Below are 18542 nucleotides of genomic sequence, written 5' to 3'. Positions count from 1 at the left end.
AATTGGTGGTTATTCAAAAATAAGTGATGCTTTAAATATCAGTGAAAAACATTCGTTGTCGAAATGAGTTGTCCCCCAACATTGAAAGACCTTACCTTTAAATTTTGTTTGTTATGTGTATTGGCCCAAATAGCTTTCGATAAACGCAATATCAGCCCTGTAAAAATATTGAAGAGGAACCTCTGAAGGCTCGAACCAATAAAAAGTTTGTTGACGATCAGGATCAATCATTTGAGGTTCAATGCCAGTACTTGCCGCCAAAACCACATAGTGAATTTCACCACCAAAATCATTTTCTGCTTTGTGGCTGCCAAGGAGTTTTAAATTTTTCAGACCTGTCTCTTCCCACAACTCTCTTATTGCAGCCTGCTCACCTGATTCCCCCGCGTCTACTGAGCCACCTGGAAACTCAAAAACCATTCCTTTTTCTGGTCTAAAACGCTTTTGGATGAGAACTTTACCTTCTCTTACAACTACACCCATGGCGAGATTTTTCATACTCACTTTCCTTGTGGATTTTAATGCAAAACGCCCGCTTAAGGGGTGAGTACATGTGTGCCAAAACTTACCTCTTTACGTCATAAATGATTGTTATTAAAGAAAAACACCTAACCTCGCCCTTCTGAAAACGTCTGTAAATTGGAATGTAATTGACACCAGTTTGGCTTATATGCGGTGTAAATTTGAGCATCGACTTTAACGGGGATATCGTCGTCAAACGTCGAGATAGCGAGCTCAATGTCATTCGGCGTCGCATTTTTTATGCGAAAGCCCAAACTGGAGCCGCAATGGGAACAAAAGGTTCGAATCGTGCCATTGGGTGCAACGAACTCTTTCAGCAAGTGCTCTCCTGAAAGCCAGTTTAAGCCCTGCACCCCAACCAGAGTTCCAAAAGCAGCACCATGAAATTTACGACACATTGTGCAATAACAGTTCGCAGCCTTTTCACTGAAACCGCTAACAGAAAACTGAACGCTCCGGCACAAACAAGACCCTTTGTATGTGTTGCTCATCTTACGTTTCCCTCCATGTTGTATAACGAGTGACATCGCCCCCTCCTCAGGCTTTACTGCACTGGATGAGCCGGAGGCCACTATGCCACCTATCTATGGCATTGATTTAGCCGAATCATCGCACTGACGGCAAAACTAATAATGTCACGCGTTGGCAGTCCCTTTTACCTTCGAGAAGACTCATCAGTGTTCGGTGCCAGCACGCGATCTTCTTGTGGGCTCTGTTTCATGCAGATAACGCGTAAATGTATCTTTTGGACGCTCAAGACCATTTTCAGCTAACACTCTTGAAGCCATGCCTCGGTGGTTACTGCCATGGGTCAGTAAATGCAGCAAGATTTCTTCAACGTTGAGCTGTCCGAAGGCACCATCTATAAACTTAAATGAAACAATACGCTTGAGTTCTTCCGGCGTGGCTGACTGCGTATAATTGATAAGCCATGAGTCATGCTCATTCATTGTCTGACGCAGTTCGGATAAGGAAGGAGTTTCTACTGTATTATCACCACTGTATTTCTCAGGTTCACCGATAATTCGACTGATGAACAGACTATCGACAACGGTGGTATGATTTAAAATCCGAACGAAAAATGTGGCATCAACTTCCGGTAATTTTGAAAACTGCCGCTCCCCTAATTGAAGCAGCTCAGCATTGGCCCATTGTTTATATTGAAACGCTTTAGAAAACTGCATTTTTTCTCCGAAATATCTCAGATCATGGCATCGTTGCTGATAAAGACTGGGCAAAGCCAGCAATTGATACCATAGTCGTTTATTATGCCGACAATTCGCACGATGCTTCATCTAACCAGTCACGAACGATTTGCTGAATATTCGATTTAAGCCATATAGGACCATAATCAGTCATGTCATTATGTCGAGCATTAGGAATCTTTATAATGCAACTAACGTATTGCACTTGTTCAGCATTGGTAAGCAAAACACCATCATCAGCTTCAAAGTCGCTAGCTCGGACGGACAACACTTTGATGTCTTTGGTTCTAGGAAGAGGAACGCGGCGATGATCTAAGGTAATGATTTGGCTTACGTATGAAGGCGATTCACGAGTTAGCCAAGCTGATATATCGCCCCCGTTTGAATGACCAACCAAAACTAAGCTATTAAAGCTGTATTCTGGGTATTTAGCTTGTAGCTCCTGCCTCACGACTTTTAGTGTTTGAGAGCCTCTCATCCAGTTTTCTGAGCGAGTCTCAAATAAATTGCCTGATACAGATAACGGAGGATCACTCGGCAGTTCGTGTCCGATAGCGACAACCAAATAGCCGAGCTCAGAAAACAGATCTGTTAGGAATTGGTATTTTGTATGAGAAACACTATAGCCTGTGCTCAAGAAGATAACTGGGCACTTTGAGTCAATAGAGCAGTCAAAGCTGCTCGGAGGAAACGAAATCTCAACTGGGATAATCCGATTTCTATTGTGATCGACAATTTCACCGGCTACCCCAATCGAAGACGTGAATATAAGTATTAATGCAAGAATTCGATTCATCATTTTCCTTGTCGACATAACGTCCAAAGAAGCGGCGAGCGTTCAGCCCGAAGGGCTATGCTGCCTTTGCTAATTGAGTGATAATATGACCATTTCGTTTGAACTCGGTCAAATCGAGCTGTTCCCAGCAGGAAAGATCATGTAGCTAACTGAAATTATTAATCACCTGATAGCTTATGGGCTTACTATGCCTGATAAGAACAGCCTAGATCACCGCCCTCCGGCCCTCACAACTAAGCTATTTCCTAATAAGGCCATTTTGGGCTTATCCAACACACGGTAAAGTGCCGGTTATTTTTATTTGTTAAGACTATGGTTTACACAATATATGAGCTTGAACACCAAAATCTTTGCATGAACTTATAAACGTGTTTATTAACCAGATCAATTGCACATAGTGCGGCTTACATTTTTGACCTGAAGTCAACTTATTTAGTTCTCCGGCTAATTTAGCTTTACTCAAAAAAGGAGTTGCAAGTACAATTTTTTTAATAGCATTAGGGTTCTGATTCACTTTATCAAGAGCTAATTCGATATCTCGCCAATTCAGAGCACCAGAAACTCTGTTAATATTGGTGCTTTCATAATTTTTGTGCCAATCATTGTCATATTTATTTTTAAATAGTTGTTTTTCTGCCTGAGTTCGACCAATATTTTTTAATGCTTGAGCGACTACATCATGAAAAGCACTCGCACCATATGTATCTTTTATAGTAAATTTTGAATGTATAAATGAGATAGATGGAATGGCACTTTTACTATCTATAGCAATATGATCAGACCATTCATCATTCATGTCATCACAGATAACAATATCATGAGAAGCGCAATATTGATCCTCTACTTTCCGGAAAAGCGAGTTGGCAGGGAATCTGGTTAAATTGGCAGCATGCGGTTTTTCTTTTTCACTAAGGGTACCACTAAAATCATAACCATCATCAAATATATTAAGTATCGATTGAATGTTATTTATTAGGTGCTTATCCTCAAAGCAAGATCTTGAATAATAAGAATAATTTGGCGAATCAAAGACAGCAGAAAAAGGCTTCTCTTTATTTATATATCTCCCTAAAGTATAGCTTTCAGATCCATTTTCATTCACAAAAATCCCATCAAGAATATTATTCCTGATAGTAATTAACTTTTTTGAGTATGAAATCTTTCCGGATAGAGTTGAACCTTTAACTTTCAGAAAATTACCATCGACTAAAATAGGAGATTTTAATTGATTAAAAAGTCTATTAATTTCCTTTCCATTCAATTGGCTACCATCTTCTCTATTTAAAACTGCGATACCATCCGAAACCTTATTTTCAATTTCAGACAAATCTATGAGGATAGCTACGACTTGATGACCTAGATCTATAATTTCTTTCAAACAAATAGGAGAAGCAAAATTACTAAGGAATTCACTTTGATTAGTGGTTACTTTTATTTCATTTTTAATTTCTACAACCCAATCGATTAGTTCGTCATATGCTGATTTCTTATCTCTATTGCTAACTCGAGAGGTACTTGGGGTTAGAGTGTATGAATCATCCCCTACTTTCATTCTGAAGTTACTTGGAATTGATCGGCTAGATGAGTTGGATGATATAATACCATTTAAACTTTTTGCTTCTAACGAGCGTGATCTTATAACAGCATTTGATATGCTCATGTTTTTCATTGTAACCCTCTCATATTCTGGGTTTTTATCCCCGTGAAAATGACAGAATTTTTCGTAATCAAACTCTTCAATAAAAGAAGAAAAGTGTTTTTCTGGCGAATCAACATATTTTTTCAAAATTGCCAAGGCATCATCGCATTCAATTAGTAATAGATATGCATATTTTTTCTCTTTTACCGAAGTTCCCGTTAAAAATGAAGGTTCTACTTCGATCTTGTATGACAGGATTGAGTAAACAACCTGATTACCTGAGGCCGTTATATAACTTATTTTTTGGTCATTTAATAGATAATTACCAACACGTTCTTTCGATATTTCTTTGAACGTATCTTGAATAGACTTCTTAGTAAGTGCTTTATTCAGCACATAAAACTGAACATTCTTACTCAGACTTAAATTATTAATCATATATTAAAATCCTTCTATAATACGCCTATACACGAAAATAGCCGTTACGAGTGACAATAGACTCCCCTCTTCAAACTTTGCTACACTTGGTAAGTTTGGAAACGAAATCACTAGAGATCACCATGTCTCCATCTATTTCTGGCATTAATTTATACCAAACACAGCTGTAGTATCACGTTCGACAGTCCTTTAAACTTTTCCCAATATTTCGAATGGAAACCTGTGCCGCTCCTAATTGCTGGTTATGGGAGTTGGCGAAACTTGGTTATACGCCAAAGATCATGGCATCGTTGTTAACAAGGATTGTGGAAAAACCAGCTATGTTATCCCTCAGGGCGAGAGCATGAGTTAATAAATTGTAAAATCACTACTTAAATAGCATGTGTGGAGCTATAAAAAGAGTGATTTTTAGCCATCTACCACAGGTTCTAAACATGTGAGTTGTTCAATAGTTGTTCGGATGTTTCGAGAGAATTTATTAGTGAGCAAAAAGCGAGCATACGTGCTCTCACCCTGTGTTATCCCTAGACGTTTGTTAGAATAAATTTATTTGCAGCACTGTTTCCTTTGCTTAGTTGAACCACAAAAGCACTGGTCATTTTTCGAGGTTACTTCTTGCGCTAACTTCTCTAATTTCGAATATATCAGTACTCGTTTGAAGTCAAACTCATTAGCTACTTGTGCTGTTATCACTCCTATTTCAGACAGGTGTAAACTTTCGAATTCTGTTTCTAAGTCTAACAACTCTTGAATCAGAACATGTTCTTTCAACGCGATATGTTTTATCGGCATGCGCCCATTTTGGATTAAATTCTGAATTTCAGGATCTGGTATGAACTTTACCTTTTTGGCGTTTAGTGCAGATGGAGATATACAAACTAGTTTACCATCTGCCTTTTGAACAACAACGTGTGCCGTAAGCCTAAGGATAAGATTGTCCCAAACAGAAGTAATCCAACCAAACATCAGTGAACCATCATTACTTTCTAGATATCTCTGGACATTATTAAGGCAATAATTCAACTGTGAATATTGTTCAGGATGAACAGGAACATCTGTAACGCCTTTCAGTCCCATCTTTGCAAGAGCGCTTGCTGGGATTGTTTTAGGTTCAAATGATTTATATTTTGATATCATTGCAAGACTCTCGAATTTATTCTAACGAATCACATGAGCTCCCCTCATCAGGCTTTGCCACACTCGGTAAATCTGATTACCTAATCACTGGAGGTCACCATGTCACAATTTGTCTATAGCATTGATTTAGCCAAATCATAGCTTTAGTATCCACGGCGAGGATCACCAAGACAAGGTGTTGAACCACAAAACAATAATGCGTTCAAAAGTCCTTGAAACGTTTTCTTATATCCCACCAGCGAGCATCGGGATACAAGCCTGTGGTGATTCTCATTATTGGGTCAGAGAGCTGGTTAACAACAGTCTGCATCGCCGCCCTACGGCATTCAACCAAGCTATTTCCATAATAATTCCGCTTCGGGCTTGCCCCCGGATAAAGTGTCGACTGCACGACACTTATCCTTATTTGTTATAAATCTCAGTCGTCAGATTCTGTAATAATTGCCCCTTTGGTTTCTAATGGTGTGTCATCACTATTAGTGACCATCTGGATATCAGGTGCAGTAACATCTAAATCAGGCTCATTACTACTTGGCTCTGGGACTGGATTTTTTGGGTTATCATCAGGCATTACAGTGCTCTCCTTGGTTTTTATATGACCGTATGAATAAGTTATTGATTCAAAAGAAACCATTGCGACAAAGATGATAAGAAACACAGCAGAAAAAGAAGTAGCCTTGTAACCATATTGTAGTTTCTTGGCCTTACCTTCAACAATATCTCGGCTTTTATTTACCGCATTTTGGCAACTTTTGTACAAGGCAACATGAATAGTCGCCATATTTTTTTCTTTTACTAGCATGAATATCGAATCATCAAGAGGCATTCGTGGTGTCAATTGCAACTTTAGTGCTTTAAAAAAGAAAAACCACGCAATGCCTAGTGCCGAAAAAAGTGAAATAGCAACACAGTACACATAGGGTGAAAATGATACTTTACTATCCTCTACAACCCACTTAAATAGTGCTACAAAAATAGTAATTATGACTGAGACAGATGAAAGCAACTTTATTGACTTATCATCAACTCGCTGAAACCTATCAATCTCCTCGTCCAACGATTTTCTAGAATAATAGTATAAAAATGCCCATTTATCTTCAGGCCAATGTTCACTAGCCAATCTAACCAGCTTATCCATAGCTGGCTGTAAATCATGCTGCTTTCTTGCAAACCAACTAGTCATCTGTGTGGTCTTCTAGACCAAATGACAGCTTAGGAGCTTGTATCTCAAGCTCAGGCTCAGGTTCATTTACTTTGACTTCTTCATTTTCTTTCTTATCGTTCATACTATTCCTCGATGTTGAGTAAATTTATAACATTTTCTCTACAACCCTATGTCACATAACTCTTTCGTAAAACACAACCCACTCACAATAACAAATTGATACAAAACACACCAACCAAAAAACCCTTTAAATTCAACAAATTAAAAAACATCATATCCTATCACTCAATCAAATCAGGTAAGGCTGTTCAAACCCTCTTCCCCCGCAACCCAATCAGATTCCCAAAGGGGTCCAGAAGCTGGCACATGCTCAAGCAGTTTTCGATATTGATCGGGCCTCGGTAATGTACTGCACCTAATTCGGTAAGATGATTGATGGCGGTTTGCAGACAAGGGACTGACCAATAAAGCACTGTGCCCTTTGCGCCTGCGCTGACTTTTTCATCGGCCTGTACGATTTCCAGTGAGAATCCGTTGATGTCGAGCACAGTGAAATCAAATGCTTCTATATAGACAGGTTTGGCTTGCGGGAAAGCATTGCGGTACCAATCCAGCCCGGCTTGCACGTCTGGAACATGCACCAGGAGCGCTGAAGGTGTCATCTCGATCCCCCTCGGTTCAATTCATGCTCACGGTGAAAGACGCTACCGCCCCTGACAGTGAAGTCACGTAAGCAGGGTATTTTCGTCTGATGAGTCAGACATATTATTGGCATATGGGACAGGTTTCACTAAAACATGACATTGCAGTGTCAACTTTGTGGTTTAGGGCAAGTTTCGCGGGGAGGTGATAAAAACAGTCAATCAAGAAACAGCCAGATTATCCGGTATTAGCCTGGCTGAACTTGTGCGCTTGCGGCAAGCAACCACGCCAGTCTGTTCATCAAAGAGGGTCATAGCATTGCATATATTGAGGGGGGACTCGCACGGGAAATTGTGGTCTTTTCCCTTATTCAGAGGACGCTCAGCGCGCCCCCGGAGATTTCAGCGCGTTATGAATTCAATCATCAACTGATGCGTAGCGGCCTTATGAACGATTCTTTTGGCTGTCCTGATTACTTTTCTCTTTATCAGCATCAGGATGCGTTAATTGCTCTTGTGACGCTTCTTTCTGAACGGCACTTTTTTCCAGTGAATCTGACGTTGCTTTTACATCCTCGGCCAGCTGATCCTGCTTGCCATCATTAATGATCATCTGATCCTGCTTGCCATCATTGATGATCAGCTGTGTCGTCCCTGTTTGATCAGCCGCCGATGCAAATCCGGTCAGGGTCATGGATAACGCTGTCAGCACAACTCCCAGAGCGAATCCATGTTTTGATTGAATCTGACTCATCTTAAGTTCCTTTTTTAATTGATTGTTGGTACGGAGATAAATAGGCGCCAGGCATACTTGCATCATGTTTAGGCCTCGACTGCCGGAGTGAAAAAACGAAACGCCGTTTTTGCGACCAACCGCAAAGTCATGCCTGACAAAATCAGCAGATACAAAAACAGCCAGATCGCAATCTGGCTGTTTCGTTATTTAAGTACGGTGAAGCAGAGATCAGTCTTTGTAGTCAGCGAAGTCGCCGGCACAATCGACCAGCTGTTCACGGGTCATCATGAAGACGCCGTGGCCGCCGTTTTCGAATTCCAGCCAGGTGAACGGGATGTGCGGGTACTGCTCTTCCATGTGAATCATGGAGTTGCCCACTTCACAGATCAGAATACCTTCGTCTGCCAGATAATCCGGGGCATTGGCCAGAATACGGCGCACCAGATCCAGACCGTCAAAACCGGCGGCCAGACCCAGCTCCGGTTCATGGCGGAACTCTTCCGGCAGGCTGTCCATGTCTTCCTGATCCACATAAGGCGGATTGGACACTATGATGTCGTACTTGTCTCTGGGTACGTCACGCAACAGATCCGAATGCAGCGGGATCACCTGCTGTTCCAGACCGTGGTCGTGAATGTTCTGCTCGGCCACTGCCAGGGCATCGGTCGAGATATCCACCAGATCCACTTCCGCTTCCGGGAACGCATAGGCACAGGCGATACCGATACAGCCACTGCCGGTACACAAGTCCATAATGCGGGTAGGTTCACGGGTCAGGAAAGGTTCGAAACCGTTATCAATCAGTTCGCCAATCGGTGAGCGTGGCACCAGCACGCGCTCGTCGACGAAAAATTCCAGGCCACAGAACCAGGCTTTATTGGTCAGGTAGGACACAGGGGTACGCTCGGTTACCCGGCGCACCACGCGCTCGACAATCGTTCGGCGCTCGCTGCTGGTCAGGCGCGAGAAACGCGCGTCAGCCGGAATATCAATCGGCAGATGCAGGGTTGGCAGTACCAGCTGCACCGCTTCATCCCAGGCATTGTCTGTGCCGTGGCCATAAAACAGGCCGGCATCGTTGAATCGACTGACGGTCCAACGTAGCATATCCTGCAGTGTGTGAAGTTCGTTGACGGCTTCGTCGACAAAAATCTTATCCAAAATAGCCTCCAAATGGCGCTACAATACCGCGATAAAGTAGTTGGAAATTCATTATGAGTAAAAAAGACCCTGCTCTGGAAGAGGACGATTTCTCGCTCTTTCAGGATGCAGTGAAGGGCGTTAAAAAGTTGTCGCATGATACCATAATCACTTCACGCCGACAGAGCCCGAAGACCGATAAGCGCAATGTGAGTGCCAAAGAGAGCCATAATCACGAGTTTTATTTCTCTGACGAGTTTGAACCTCATCTGAGCGAACATGGCCCGATGCAATATGCCCGATCCGGCGTCTCCAAGTATGAAGTGAAAAAGTTACGGCGCGGTGTCTATGTACCGGATATTTTTCTGGATATGCATGGTATGACACAAAAAGAAGCCAAGCGTGAGCTGGCGGCGATGATTGCAGCCTGCATTAAAGACGGGGTGTCCTGCGCCTGTGTGATGCACGGGATAGGCAAGCATATTCTGAAGCAGAAAGCGCCGCTCTGGCTGGCTCAGCACCCGGATGTGATGGCATTTCACCAGGCACCCCTGGAGTTTGGTGGCGCTGGTGCACTCTTGGTGCTGATTGAAGTGCCCGAGCGGTAGAGCGATTCCTCCCGGTACGAAAGCGTGTCAGGCTGCAGCGCCTGACGCCTCGCTCAGCAGCTCTGATCTGATCAATACACAGTCTGAGACAATGCACCGACGTTAACCACCTGTCCGTCCTGGATCAGAGTAACTTCGCCGGTATCACACACCTGCATCCGTACTTTTACCGAACCTTCGTTGTAATAGTGCTCACAGTTGCCATTACGGGCACTGTCAATACGGGAAAAAATGGTGATACCGCCCGGATTCAGCATAGAAGGCGGTCTCACAAAGGTTAAGGTGCTGCCGGTTTGAGAAATGTTCATCTCTTCTCTCACACCATTTGCCCATTTTATCGCGCCGTTGGCGACAATATTGGGTGTCACCATGTTTGCCACACAGGCCGTCAGTCCCAGACAGCCAAGCAATACGAATACAATTTTTTTCATAACCACTTAATTTATCAGTCTTTATTTTTATCGTTTATTGTACCAGACCTGTCGGATCAGGACAGGCCGGCAATCTAAAACTGCGTACCGCAGCCAATCAATGGTGATTAGGCTGGACAACATCAACAGGATTCTCCTGCCATAATAAGGCGGACGGTTCCCCCTCAGCATGAAAATCCACTGCGGCAATGGAAGAAGTGCGGAACATCAGCGGCTGCAATCCCGGTACCAGCTCGGCACTCAGATAGCCCACCAGCGGTAAATGCGACACCACCAGAACCGTTTGCGGCTTCTCCAGCGCAATCACGGCTTTGAGGTAGTCTGCCACCTGACTGGCGTCACCGTAGGGCGTGATATCATCAACCGTCATCAGGGTGTTTGGCACAGGCAGCTCTTCTGACATCGCCTGCCAGGTTTGCTGAGCGCGCAGATACGGGCTGATCCACACCAGATCAAGCTGCCCGTCCAGATGACTCGCTAACTGCTTGGCCATCTGCCGGGAATACGTCTTGCCCTGGGCTGTCAGGGGCCGCTCCGCGTCACTTGGGGCAAAATGCTGTGCTTCGCCATGACGCATGATAAAAATTCGCATAGTCTCCAGTCCGATTGCGCGTTTCTGTCGTTATGCTAGCAAAGGCTGGTACAGACAGGGTAGCCATTTCATATTACGCGATGTGAAAGCGTGACGGCTGAATCGCTCTTATTACTGACGCGCAGTCACACATCATTGCCAGACAGAATTTGCCAGTGCCATTATTGGGCGTCATAATTACCCTAATTCCCTGTAAATATAGGCGCTTCCTGTGTTCAAAAGTCCGAACGATCCCAAAGAGTACCGCTATCTGACACTGGACAATCAACTCAGGGTCTTGCTGGTTCATGATCACACGGCACCCCGGGCTGCAGCAGCGCTGTCTGTCGGCATCGGCCACTTTGATGATCCGCTGGATCGTCAGGGAATGGCGCACTTCCTTGAACACATGTTATTTCTGGGTACGGAAAAGTTTCCCAACCCGGGCGAATTCCAGTCTTTTGTTAACCAGTACGGCGGCAGCAACAATGCCTGGACCGGCACGGAAAACACCACCTACTTTTTTGAAATCGCCCCGCCGGCCTTTGCAGCCGGTCTGGAACGTTTCGGGCAATTTTTTATTGCCCCGCTGTTCAATGTCGACGCGGTCGACAAAGAACGTCAGGCTGTCGATTCCGAGTACAAACTCAAGCTCAAAGACGATGTACGCCGTCTTTATCAGGTGCACAAAGAAACCATTAACCCTGAGCACCCGTTTGCTAAATTTTCAGTGGGCGATATCACCACCCTGGAAGACAGGCCGGATAACCCGGTTCGCGATGAACTGATTGCGTTCTACCAGCAACATTATTCCGCCAATCAAATGGGGCTGGTACTACTGGGACCGCAATCTATGGACGAACTGGCGACCTACGCCGAACAGTTCTTTGGCGCTATTCCCAACTCAGGCCAGGACAAACCCGCCATTGAGGTTCCCCTGATAACAGACAGAGAAAACGCCTGTTTTATTGCGATTGAGCCAATTAAGGAAGTACGGAAACTCACGCTGTCTTTTACTCTGCCCCCCATGGATGCCCATTATCGCAGCAAGCCATTATCCTATCTGGCGCATTTACTGGGCAATGAAGGCACAGGCAGCCTGATGTCTGTCCTCAAAAGTGAAGGGCTGATCAATACTCTGGCAGCAGGCGGCGGGATCAGTGGCAGTAATTTCCGGGAATTTACCATCGGCCTGAACCTGACACCCGATGGCCTGAACCGTGTCGATCATATCGTCACCACTATTTTCCAGTATATCCGGCTCATCACAGAGCAAGGGCTGGCAGAATGGCGCTACCTGGAAAAGCAAGCAGTGCTGGAGCAGGCGTTCCGCTATCAGGAGAAAAGCAGGCCGCTCGATACCGTCAGCTATCTGGTGATGAACCTGCTGCACTACGCCCCGGACGATATCGTCTACGGCGATTATATGATGAGCCAGTACGATGAAGCGCTGCTGAAAGACGTACTTGGCTATCTTCGTCCGGACAATCTTCGCCTGACGCTGGTGGCAAAAGGCCAAAAGCACGACAGAGTGGCCGACTGGTATCACACCCCTTATTCGGTCACGCCGTTTACCGAAGCACAGTTAACTGCCTGGGCTGAGCCGGGCAACAACCCGGCGCTCTTGCTGCCCGAGCAAAACCCCTACCTGTGCCAGCGTATGGATCCACACCCGCTGACGGATGAACAGGAAGCGATTCCTCAGTTAATTCAGGATCTGCCGGGCTTCCGGCTGTGGTTTATGCAAGAACATGAGTTCAGAGTGCCCAAAGGCCTGGTTTATGTCGCCATCGACAGCCCGCACGCGGTAAGCTCTGTGCGCAATATCGTCAAGACGCGCCTGTGTGTCGAAATGCTGATGGAGTCCTGCAACGAAGTGGCCTACCCGGCAGAAGTGGCGGGGATGGCGTATAACCTGTATGCCCATCAGGGCGGGGTGACACTCCAGTTATCCGGTTTCAGCGAGAAGCAGCCTTTGCTGCTCAAACTGCTGCTGGAAAAATTCTCCGGCCGCACTTTCAATATCGACCGATTTAACAGCATCAAAGCACAGATGCTGCGTAACTGGCGCAATGCTGCGGAAGACAAACCCATTTCTCAGCTGTTTAACCAACTGACCGGCTTGCTGCAACCGAATAACCCACCCTACCCGGCTATGATCAAAGAGCTGAAAACCGTTGAAGTCACCGAGTTACCCGGTTTTGTCGAAGCCATGTTTGCCGAACTGCACATTGATGCTTTCGTATATGGTGACTGGCGTAAAGATGATGCACTGGCATTGGCAGAAGTGCTGAAAGACGCGTTTCGGGTGACAGATCAGCTCTATGGTGAAGCACAGCGGCCATTGGTCCATCTGGGAGAATGTGGCACGCTGCGCTATGAAGTGGACTGCGGCCATGCCGATTCCGCCATCCTGATTTACTACCAGTCACGGGAACAGTCGCCCAAGGCCATTGCTACCTACACTCTGGCCAATCATCTGATGTCGACCACCTTCTTCCACGAACTGCGTACCGAACAGCAACTGGGGTACATGGTAGGCACGGCGAATCTGCCGCTTAACCGCTATCCGGGCTTGCTGCTGTATATACAATCGCCGGTGGCCGGTCCGTTGCAGCTGCTCGAAGCGATTGATGAGTTTACCAATGCCTTTGCGCTGGTCTTGCTTGAGCTCAATGAGAGCCAGTGGCAGGCCAGTAAACAAGGGCTGATCGCTCAGTTGTCCGAGCCGGATACCAATTTGCGCGCACGTGCCCAGCGCTATTGGGTCAGCATTGGCCACAAAGATGACCATTTTGACCAAAGACACAAAATTGCCCACGAAATGGCATCGCTGTCCCGTGCTGAGTTAGTCCGCTTTCTGGTAGAAGACATTAAACCCAGAACGGCGAATCGGCTGGTGATGTATTATCAGGGCGGCGCGCACCGGAACCTTACCCCGCTGGAAGCGGGTGATCCTATTCCCTCAGTCAGCGATTTTCAGCGTAACGCCCAGTAACCGCTTCCCCCTGAGTCCCGATCTCAGGGGGAGGCTGTTTGCATATACCAAACGATAAAAGTGGAATCATGATTCCACTTTTGACATCCCTCTTAATTTTCCTTTTCCTGTCAGTCGATTATCTACATTAACAAATCCAAAAATACAGCCTCAGGCTGGCCGTCTGTATCGGATAGTGATGCAAGAAGCCGTGAGGTCGAATAAGCATAATTTCTCAGAACAATGTTCAGGAACCTGTTATGTCACACGCCTGTTCGATCTGCCGTCAGTCTATTACGGCGAAAAACCAGAGTTTACACAGCCGGCTATTCTGCCGTTCCTGTATGAAGGCTATTCATCCGCGCCAGCTTGACAGCATGTTGTGTCTGCTGACCGCTATCGCCCTGTGTTCACTGACTTTCATGCTGTGGATTGGCTTTAACCCACTGATGGTGGCTGGCTCGGTTATCCTGCTGCTGCACTTAGTCCGCCCGAAAAGCCTGTACCGGCGCTTTCGTCTGGGCATCAATGTGCAGCAAGGGTTAAAGCACCACAAAATCAGTTAAGCGTTTCGCATCGCTCCTGACTTCATCTCTGTCTCCATCTCCCTCTAACGACAAAGGCCTGCTATGCAGGCCTTTGATTTATCAGGTTCTGAACAGGAAATCAGTCGTAGAAACGCTGTTCATCCTGCGCCATCTGCAGCAGACGTTCGCAGGGGAGGAAGCGATCACCGTACTTATTGACATGCTCATTGAGCAATTCAACGACACGCTTGGCACCGAGCTGATCCATATAGCGGAACGGACCGCCCAGGAATGGCGGGAAACCAATACCGAAGATCGCACCAATGTCGCCGTCACGGGCACTGTGCACCACACCTTCATCCAGACAGCGGGCCGCTTCGTTCAGCATCATCAGTGCGCAGCGGATCGCGATGTCATGGCCGGAGGCTTTCCGCGCCGGGTTCAGCTTCAGTAGTTTATAAACGCTCTTATCGACACCTTTTTTCTTGCCGTTATAGAGGTAAAAGCCTTTGCCTGTTTTACGGCCTTTGCGGCCATCTTTCAGCAAGATGTCAAAGACATCCGGGCTCTTGAAGCGATCGCCCAGCTCTGTTTCCAGAATCGGGCTGATTTTGGCCCCGACATCCACGCCCACTTCATCCAATAGGGTAATAGGCCCAACCGGGAAACCAAAGTCCAGCAGTGCGTTATCAATGTGTTCGATGGGCTCTCCGCCCAGCAGAGCCAGCGCGGCTTCGTTCATGTACGGGGCAAGAATACGGTTGACATAAAAACCGGCTTTATCGGCGACTACAATCGGGGTTTTCCCCTGCTTCTTGGCTAATTTCACCACGGTCGCGACCGTTTGCTCCGATGTACCGGCATGGGGGATCACTTCCACCAACGGCATTTTTTCTACCGGGCTGAAATAATGCAAACCGACCACCAGCTCAGGACGCTCTGCGGCAGAAGCAATCTGGTTGATAGGCAGCGAGGACGTATTAGTGGCAAAAATAGTGTCAGGTCTGGCATGGCCTTCCACCTCTTGCACCATCTGATGCTTGAGGCTGAGCTCCTCAAAGACCGCCTCAATCACCACATCGGCTTTATCAAAGCCCTGATAATCGACACCGCCGTTGATCATCAGCATCTGTTTTTGTAACTCGGCTTTACTGATAATTTTGCGCTTACGCTTTTTATCAAGCAGCTTAAAGTTATACGCCATGGCATTCAAAATGCCGTCGTTGGCGATGTCTTTTACTTTGACCGGCAAGCCAGCTTTTGATGCGGTCACATGACTGATGCCACCGCCCATCAGCCCGCCACCCAGCACAGCGACACGCTTCACCTCGGCCGGTTTAATACCATCGCCAGCACCAGTTTCTTTTTTCATGGCGGTCGTAGCAAAAAAGATGCTGCGCAGCGAGGCAGACTCTGAAGACATCACCAGCTCTCCGAACCGGCGGGCCTCTTCTTTTTGTCCTTTGACTATGCCGTGCTGCAAGCCATATTTGATGACATCTAAAATGGCTTCCGCTGCCGGGTAATTGCCACGGGTTTTTTCGCGTGTCTTCTTACGGGCCTGGTCAAACACCAGACCGCGGCCCACAGGGTTGCCGCCCATCGCCCAGTCCTGGAAACTGTGCTTGCGTACCGGTTTGCCTTTCAGCGCCAGTGTTTCTGCCACCTTGAGCAAAATACTTTCCGGCACGCATTCATCGACCACGCCTAACTTCTTCGCTTTCTTGGCACGCAACTGTTTACCGGTCAGGATCATATCGAGCGAATTTGCCACGCCAATCAGGCGAGGCAGACGCTGTGTGCCGCCTGAGCCCGGCAGCAGACCAAGCTGGACTTCCGGCAGACCCAATTTAGTGGCATCCGAATCGGTACATACCCGGCTATGGCACGCCAGCGCCAGTTCAAGACCACCGCCCAGGCACGGGCCATGAATGGCAGCGACAACATGAAACGGCAGCGCTTCAAGACGCAGGAACATCTGCTGCCCCTGCGTTGCCAACTGCTCGGCTTCTTTGGCCGTGGTGCATGCCGCCAGCATACGGATATCGGCCCCGGCGACAAAATTATCCGGCTTACCGGAATACACCACCAAGCCTTTGATCTCTGCTTTTTTCGCTTCCAGCTCGTCCAGCACGCTTCCGACCTGAGTGGCGAAGGCGGCCTGAAGGGTATTCATTTTTTCCCCGGGGACATCAATTTTCAGCCAGGCAAGGCCATTCTCGCCGTAGCTCAGGCTGAAAGCTGATTGCGGCTCAACAGTATGTTCTGTATTCGTCTGTTCAGTCATGGTTACATCCGTCATTATTCAGTCTCCAGGATCATGGCAGCACCCAAACCGCCGGCGGCACAGGCGGTATTGAGTGCCAGACCGCCACCGCGACGCTGCAGCTCGCGCAGCGTTTGTGTAATCATTCGCGCGCCGGTGGCGGCAAAGGGGTGACCATATGCCAGCGAACCACCCAGGACATTGAATTTATCCATGTCGATCTCACCAATCGCCTCACTGCGACCGAGTTTTTCCTGTGCAAACTTCTTCGAAGCAAACATTTTCACATTCGCCAGAGTTTGAGCGGCGAATGCCTCATGCATCTCAATCAGGGTCAGATCTGAGAGTGTCAGACCGGCACGGTCCAGGGCCAGCGGTGTCGCATAAGATGGCCCCATCAGCATATCCTGCTCTACGCCTATCGCAGAAAAGGCATAAGAACGAATATAGCCCAGCGGTTTCAGGCCCAGCTCTTTTGCCCGTCCTTCACGCATCAGCAGCACAGCCGCACCACCGTCGGTCAGCGGCGTACTGTTAGCGGCCGTCACTGTGCCAAATTTACGGTCAAAAGCCGGACGCAATTTAGCGTAGCCTTCTACCGAGGAATCTTCGCGAATATTGTTGTCTTTATCGATCCACTGACGATAAGGTTCCGGGAAAGCGGTAATCACTTCACCCTGAATCAACCCATCCCGCCACGCCTGGGCTGCCAGGCTGTGTGAACGGTGGGCCAGTGCATCCTGCTCTTCACGGCTGATTCCGTGCGTTTTTGCCATTTGCTCTGCTGTCTGGCCCATACTCAAGCCTGTTGAGTATTCGGCCACAGCAGGCGGAACTGGCATTAAATCTTTCAGGCTGAGCTTACTGAGCAGGCCCATTTTTTTGCTCATGGTTTTCGCTTTGCTGAGCGCCAATAAAGTGGCAGCCAGTTTTTTAGACACACCAATAGGTAATACCGATGAGGAATCCGCACCGCCTGCGATCCCGATATCAATGGTGCCCGAGATGATACTCTCAGCAACATTCGCCGCAGCCTGAAAACTCGTTGCACACGCTCGGGTCACACTGTAAGCATCGGTGTGAATATTCATCCCCGTTCCCAGCACGATTTCACGGGCAATATTCGGTGCTTCAGGCATCTGCACGACCTGACCGAACACGACCTGCTCAATCAAAGCGGGATCAAAATCAATCTTTTGCAGCATTTCATTGACCACCATCTTGCCTAGATCCAGTGCCGGGACACCGTTAAAGGCTGTAGCCTGGCGGGCAAAAGGGGTACGTAATCCTGTTACGACAGCGATGCGTTCACCCTGTTGGGTCGTGAGATTCTGGCGACGTGTCATCGCGGCTCCTTATCAATATGGTAGAGGTCAGACCACACCGATTGTAACGGCATTGTTATTTAATTCAAATTAATGTTTAAGAAGTTGGAGCAACCAAAAACAATGAAAAGTGTAAGGAGTTAAAACATAGCGCAAAAAAAAACCACACCGCTATGGTATGGTTAACAAACTCAACGTGTCAGTCGTTTGTGCAAATTTGATAGCAATAGCGAACAATAACGTTCAACATTCCTTATTGAGTTATCAATTGAAATACTGACACTTTCCGCGCGCAAGTAGTTGAAGGGTATACTCAGTCCGTAAAGGACGTTATCAGGGGTCAGACCCGATAACACTGCTACTATAACGAAAGCGGGCTGACAGATATTGAGGGAAATCAATAACACAACAGTCTATT

At 46.9% G+C, this 18542-nt stretch carries 17 protein-coding genes; 3 read left to right on the top strand and 14 right to left on the bottom strand.

Annotation, left to right across the window (positions count from 1 at the left end; genetic code table 11):
* Nucleotides 1–111: 111 nt before the first annotated feature.
* From L6J37_RS09125 to prmB, 10 genes are all read right to left on the bottom strand, one after another.
* Complete coding sequence (locus tag L6J37_RS09125; protein WP_237794839.1) at nucleotides 112–498, bottom strand: NUDIX hydrolase; 387 nt, start codon at nucleotides 496–498, stop codon at nucleotides 112–114.
* 110 nt (nucleotides 499–608) lie between these two features.
* Nucleotides 609–1013: a GFA family protein gene (locus L6J37_RS09120; RefSeq protein ID WP_237794837.1), complete on the bottom strand. Its 405-nt coding sequence runs from the start codon at nucleotides 1011–1013 to the stop codon at nucleotides 609–611.
* A 183-nt stretch (nucleotides 1014–1196) separates the two neighbouring features.
* The gene (locus L6J37_RS09115; RefSeq protein ID WP_237794835.1) at nucleotides 1197–1706 is read right to left on the bottom strand and encodes a DinB family protein; all 510 of its coding nucleotides are present in this window, start codon (nucleotides 1704–1706) and stop codon (nucleotides 1197–1199) included.
* A gap of 82 nt (nucleotides 1707–1788) precedes the next feature.
* Entirely contained in the window at nucleotides 1789–2526 is a 738-nt protein-coding gene (locus tag L6J37_RS09110) for an alpha/beta hydrolase (protein ID WP_237794833.1), read from the bottom strand.
* Nucleotides 2527–2833: 307 nt separating this feature from the next.
* Nucleotides 2834–4600 (bottom strand): hypothetical protein, encoded by a 1767-nt coding sequence (locus L6J37_RS09105; RefSeq protein ID WP_237794831.1) that lies wholly within the window; start codon nucleotides 4598–4600, stop codon nucleotides 2834–2836.
* Between the two features lie 546 nt (nucleotides 4601–5146).
* On the bottom strand, nucleotides 5147–5737 hold the full coding sequence (locus L6J37_RS09100; RefSeq protein ID WP_237794829.1) for a hypothetical protein: 591 nt from the start codon (nucleotides 5735–5737) through the stop codon (nucleotides 5147–5149).
* Between the two features lie 418 nt (nucleotides 5738–6155).
* Nucleotides 6156–6920 (bottom strand): hypothetical protein, encoded by a 765-nt coding sequence (locus L6J37_RS09095; RefSeq protein WP_237794827.1) that lies wholly within the window; start codon nucleotides 6918–6920, stop codon nucleotides 6156–6158.
* Between the two features lie 290 nt (nucleotides 6921–7210).
* Nucleotides 7211–7564: a glyoxalase/bleomycin resistance/dioxygenase family protein gene (locus L6J37_RS09090; RefSeq protein WP_237794826.1), complete on the bottom strand. Its 354-nt coding sequence runs from the start codon at nucleotides 7562–7564 to the stop codon at nucleotides 7211–7213.
* A gap of 424 nt (nucleotides 7565–7988) precedes the next feature.
* The gene (locus L6J37_RS09085; RefSeq protein WP_237794824.1) at nucleotides 7989–8297 is read right to left on the bottom strand and encodes a hypothetical protein; all 309 of its coding nucleotides are present in this window, start codon (nucleotides 8295–8297) and stop codon (nucleotides 7989–7991) included.
* Nucleotides 8298–8507: 210 nt separating this feature from the next.
* On the bottom strand, nucleotides 8508–9440 hold the full coding sequence (gene prmB, locus L6J37_RS09080; RefSeq protein ID WP_237794822.1) for a 50S ribosomal protein L3 N(5)-glutamine methyltransferase: 933 nt from the start codon (nucleotides 9438–9440) through the stop codon (nucleotides 8508–8510).
* A 53-nt stretch (nucleotides 9441–9493) separates the two neighbouring features.
* Between prmB and smrB the strand changes: the two genes are divergently transcribed.
* Nucleotides 9494–10027, top strand: a complete 534-nt coding sequence (smrB, locus tag L6J37_RS09075; protein WP_027253981.1) for an endonuclease SmrB — start codon at nucleotides 9494–9496, stop codon at nucleotides 10025–10027.
* Nucleotides 10028–10098: 71 nt separating this feature from the next.
* On the opposite strand, the gene L6J37_RS09070 is transcribed toward smrB, so the two are convergent.
* Entirely contained in the window at nucleotides 10099–10458 is a 360-nt protein-coding gene (locus tag L6J37_RS09070; RefSeq protein ID WP_237794821.1) for a hypothetical protein, read from the bottom strand.
* Nucleotides 10459–10555: 97 nt separating this feature from the next.
* Complete coding sequence (sixA, locus tag L6J37_RS09065; protein ID WP_192014736.1) at nucleotides 10556–11050, bottom strand: phosphohistidine phosphatase SixA; 495 nt, start codon at nucleotides 11048–11050, stop codon at nucleotides 10556–10558.
* Between the two features lie 211 nt (nucleotides 11051–11261).
* Here sixA and L6J37_RS09060 point away from each other — a divergent pair, with 211 nt between their 5' ends.
* Both L6J37_RS09060 and L6J37_RS09055 read left to right on the top strand, forming a co-directional pair.
* A complete protein-coding gene (locus tag L6J37_RS09060; RefSeq protein WP_237794820.1) occupies nucleotides 11262–14027 on the top strand; it encodes an insulinase family protein in 2766 nt (921 codons plus the stop codon).
* A gap of 239 nt (nucleotides 14028–14266) precedes the next feature.
* Nucleotides 14267–14572, top strand: coding sequence for a hypothetical protein (locus L6J37_RS09055; protein WP_027253977.1), 306 nt, complete (start codon nucleotides 14267–14269; stop codon nucleotides 14570–14572).
* A gap of 100 nt (nucleotides 14573–14672) precedes the next feature.
* Here L6J37_RS09055 and fadJ read toward each other — a convergent pair whose 3' ends face one another.
* On the bottom strand, nucleotides 14673–16820 hold the full coding sequence (gene fadJ / locus L6J37_RS09050; protein ID WP_237794819.1) for a fatty acid oxidation complex subunit alpha FadJ: 2148 nt from the start codon (nucleotides 16818–16820) through the stop codon (nucleotides 14673–14675).
* Between the two features lie 14 nt (nucleotides 16821–16834).
* A complete protein-coding gene (gene fadI / locus L6J37_RS09045; protein ID WP_192014733.1) occupies nucleotides 16835–18145 on the bottom strand; it encodes an acetyl-CoA C-acyltransferase FadI in 1311 nt (436 codons plus the stop codon).
* Between the last annotated feature and the right edge of the window lie 397 nt (nucleotides 18146–18542).

This window comes from Photobacterium sp. WH77, assembly GCF_022014395.1.
Taxonomy (GTDB): Bacteria; Pseudomonadota; Gammaproteobacteria; order Enterobacterales; family Vibrionaceae; genus Photobacterium; species Photobacterium arenosum.
Note: the sequence above shows the minus strand (reverse complement) of the source record. Positions and strands in the feature narration are given on the sequence as shown.

Excerpts from the sequence above, each read along its gene's own strand:
- fadJ (WP_237794819.1), bottom strand. The coding sequence starts at position 16,820 with ATGACTGAACAGACGAATACAGAACATACTGTTGAGCCGCAATCAGCT.
- L6J37_RS09100 (WP_237794829.1), bottom strand. The coding sequence starts at position 5,737 with ATGATATCAAAATATAAATCATTTGAACCTAAAACAATCCCAGCAAGC.
- L6J37_RS09095 (WP_237794827.1), bottom strand. The coding sequence starts at position 6,920 with ATGACTAGTTGGTTTGCAAGAAAGCAGCATGATTTACAGCCAGCTATG.
- L6J37_RS09070 (WP_237794821.1), bottom strand. The coding sequence starts at position 10,458 with ATGAAAAAAATTGTATTCGTATTGCTTGGCTGTCTGGGACTGACGGCC.
- L6J37_RS09085 (WP_237794824.1), bottom strand. The coding sequence starts at position 8,297 with ATGAGTCAGATTCAATCAAAACATGGATTCGCTCTGGGAGTTGTGCTG.
- L6J37_RS09120 (WP_237794837.1), bottom strand. The coding sequence starts at position 1,013 with ATGAGCAACACATACAAAGGGTCTTGTTTGTGCCGGAGCGTTCAGTTT.
- sixA (WP_192014736.1), bottom strand. The coding sequence starts at position 11,050 with ATGCGAATTTTTATCATGCGTCATGGCGAAGCACAGCATTTTGCCCCA.
- L6J37_RS09055 (WP_027253977.1), top strand. The coding sequence starts at position 14,267 with ATGTCACACGCCTGTTCGATCTGCCGTCAGTCTATTACGGCGAAAAAC.
- smrB (WP_027253981.1), top strand. The coding sequence starts at position 9,494 with ATGAGTAAAAAAGACCCTGCTCTGGAAGAGGACGATTTCTCGCTCTTT.
- L6J37_RS09115 (WP_237794835.1), bottom strand. The coding sequence starts at position 1,706 with ATGCAGTTTTCTAAAGCGTTTCAATATAAACAATGGGCCAATGCTGAG.
- L6J37_RS09090 (WP_237794826.1), bottom strand. The coding sequence starts at position 7,564 with ATGACACCTTCAGCGCTCCTGGTGCATGTTCCAGACGTGCAAGCCGGG.
- L6J37_RS09110 (WP_237794833.1), bottom strand. The coding sequence starts at position 2,526 with ATGATGAATCGAATTCTTGCATTAATACTTATATTCACGTCTTCGATT.
- fadI (WP_192014733.1), bottom strand. The coding sequence starts at position 18,145 with ATGACACGTCGCCAGAATCTCACGACCCAACAGGGTGAACGCATCGCT.
- L6J37_RS09105 (WP_237794831.1), bottom strand. The coding sequence starts at position 4,600 with ATGATTAATAATTTAAGTCTGAGTAAGAATGTTCAGTTTTATGTGCTG.
- L6J37_RS09125 (WP_237794839.1), bottom strand. The coding sequence starts at position 498 with ATGAAAAATCTCGCCATGGGTGTAGTTGTAAGAGAAGGTAAAGTTCTC.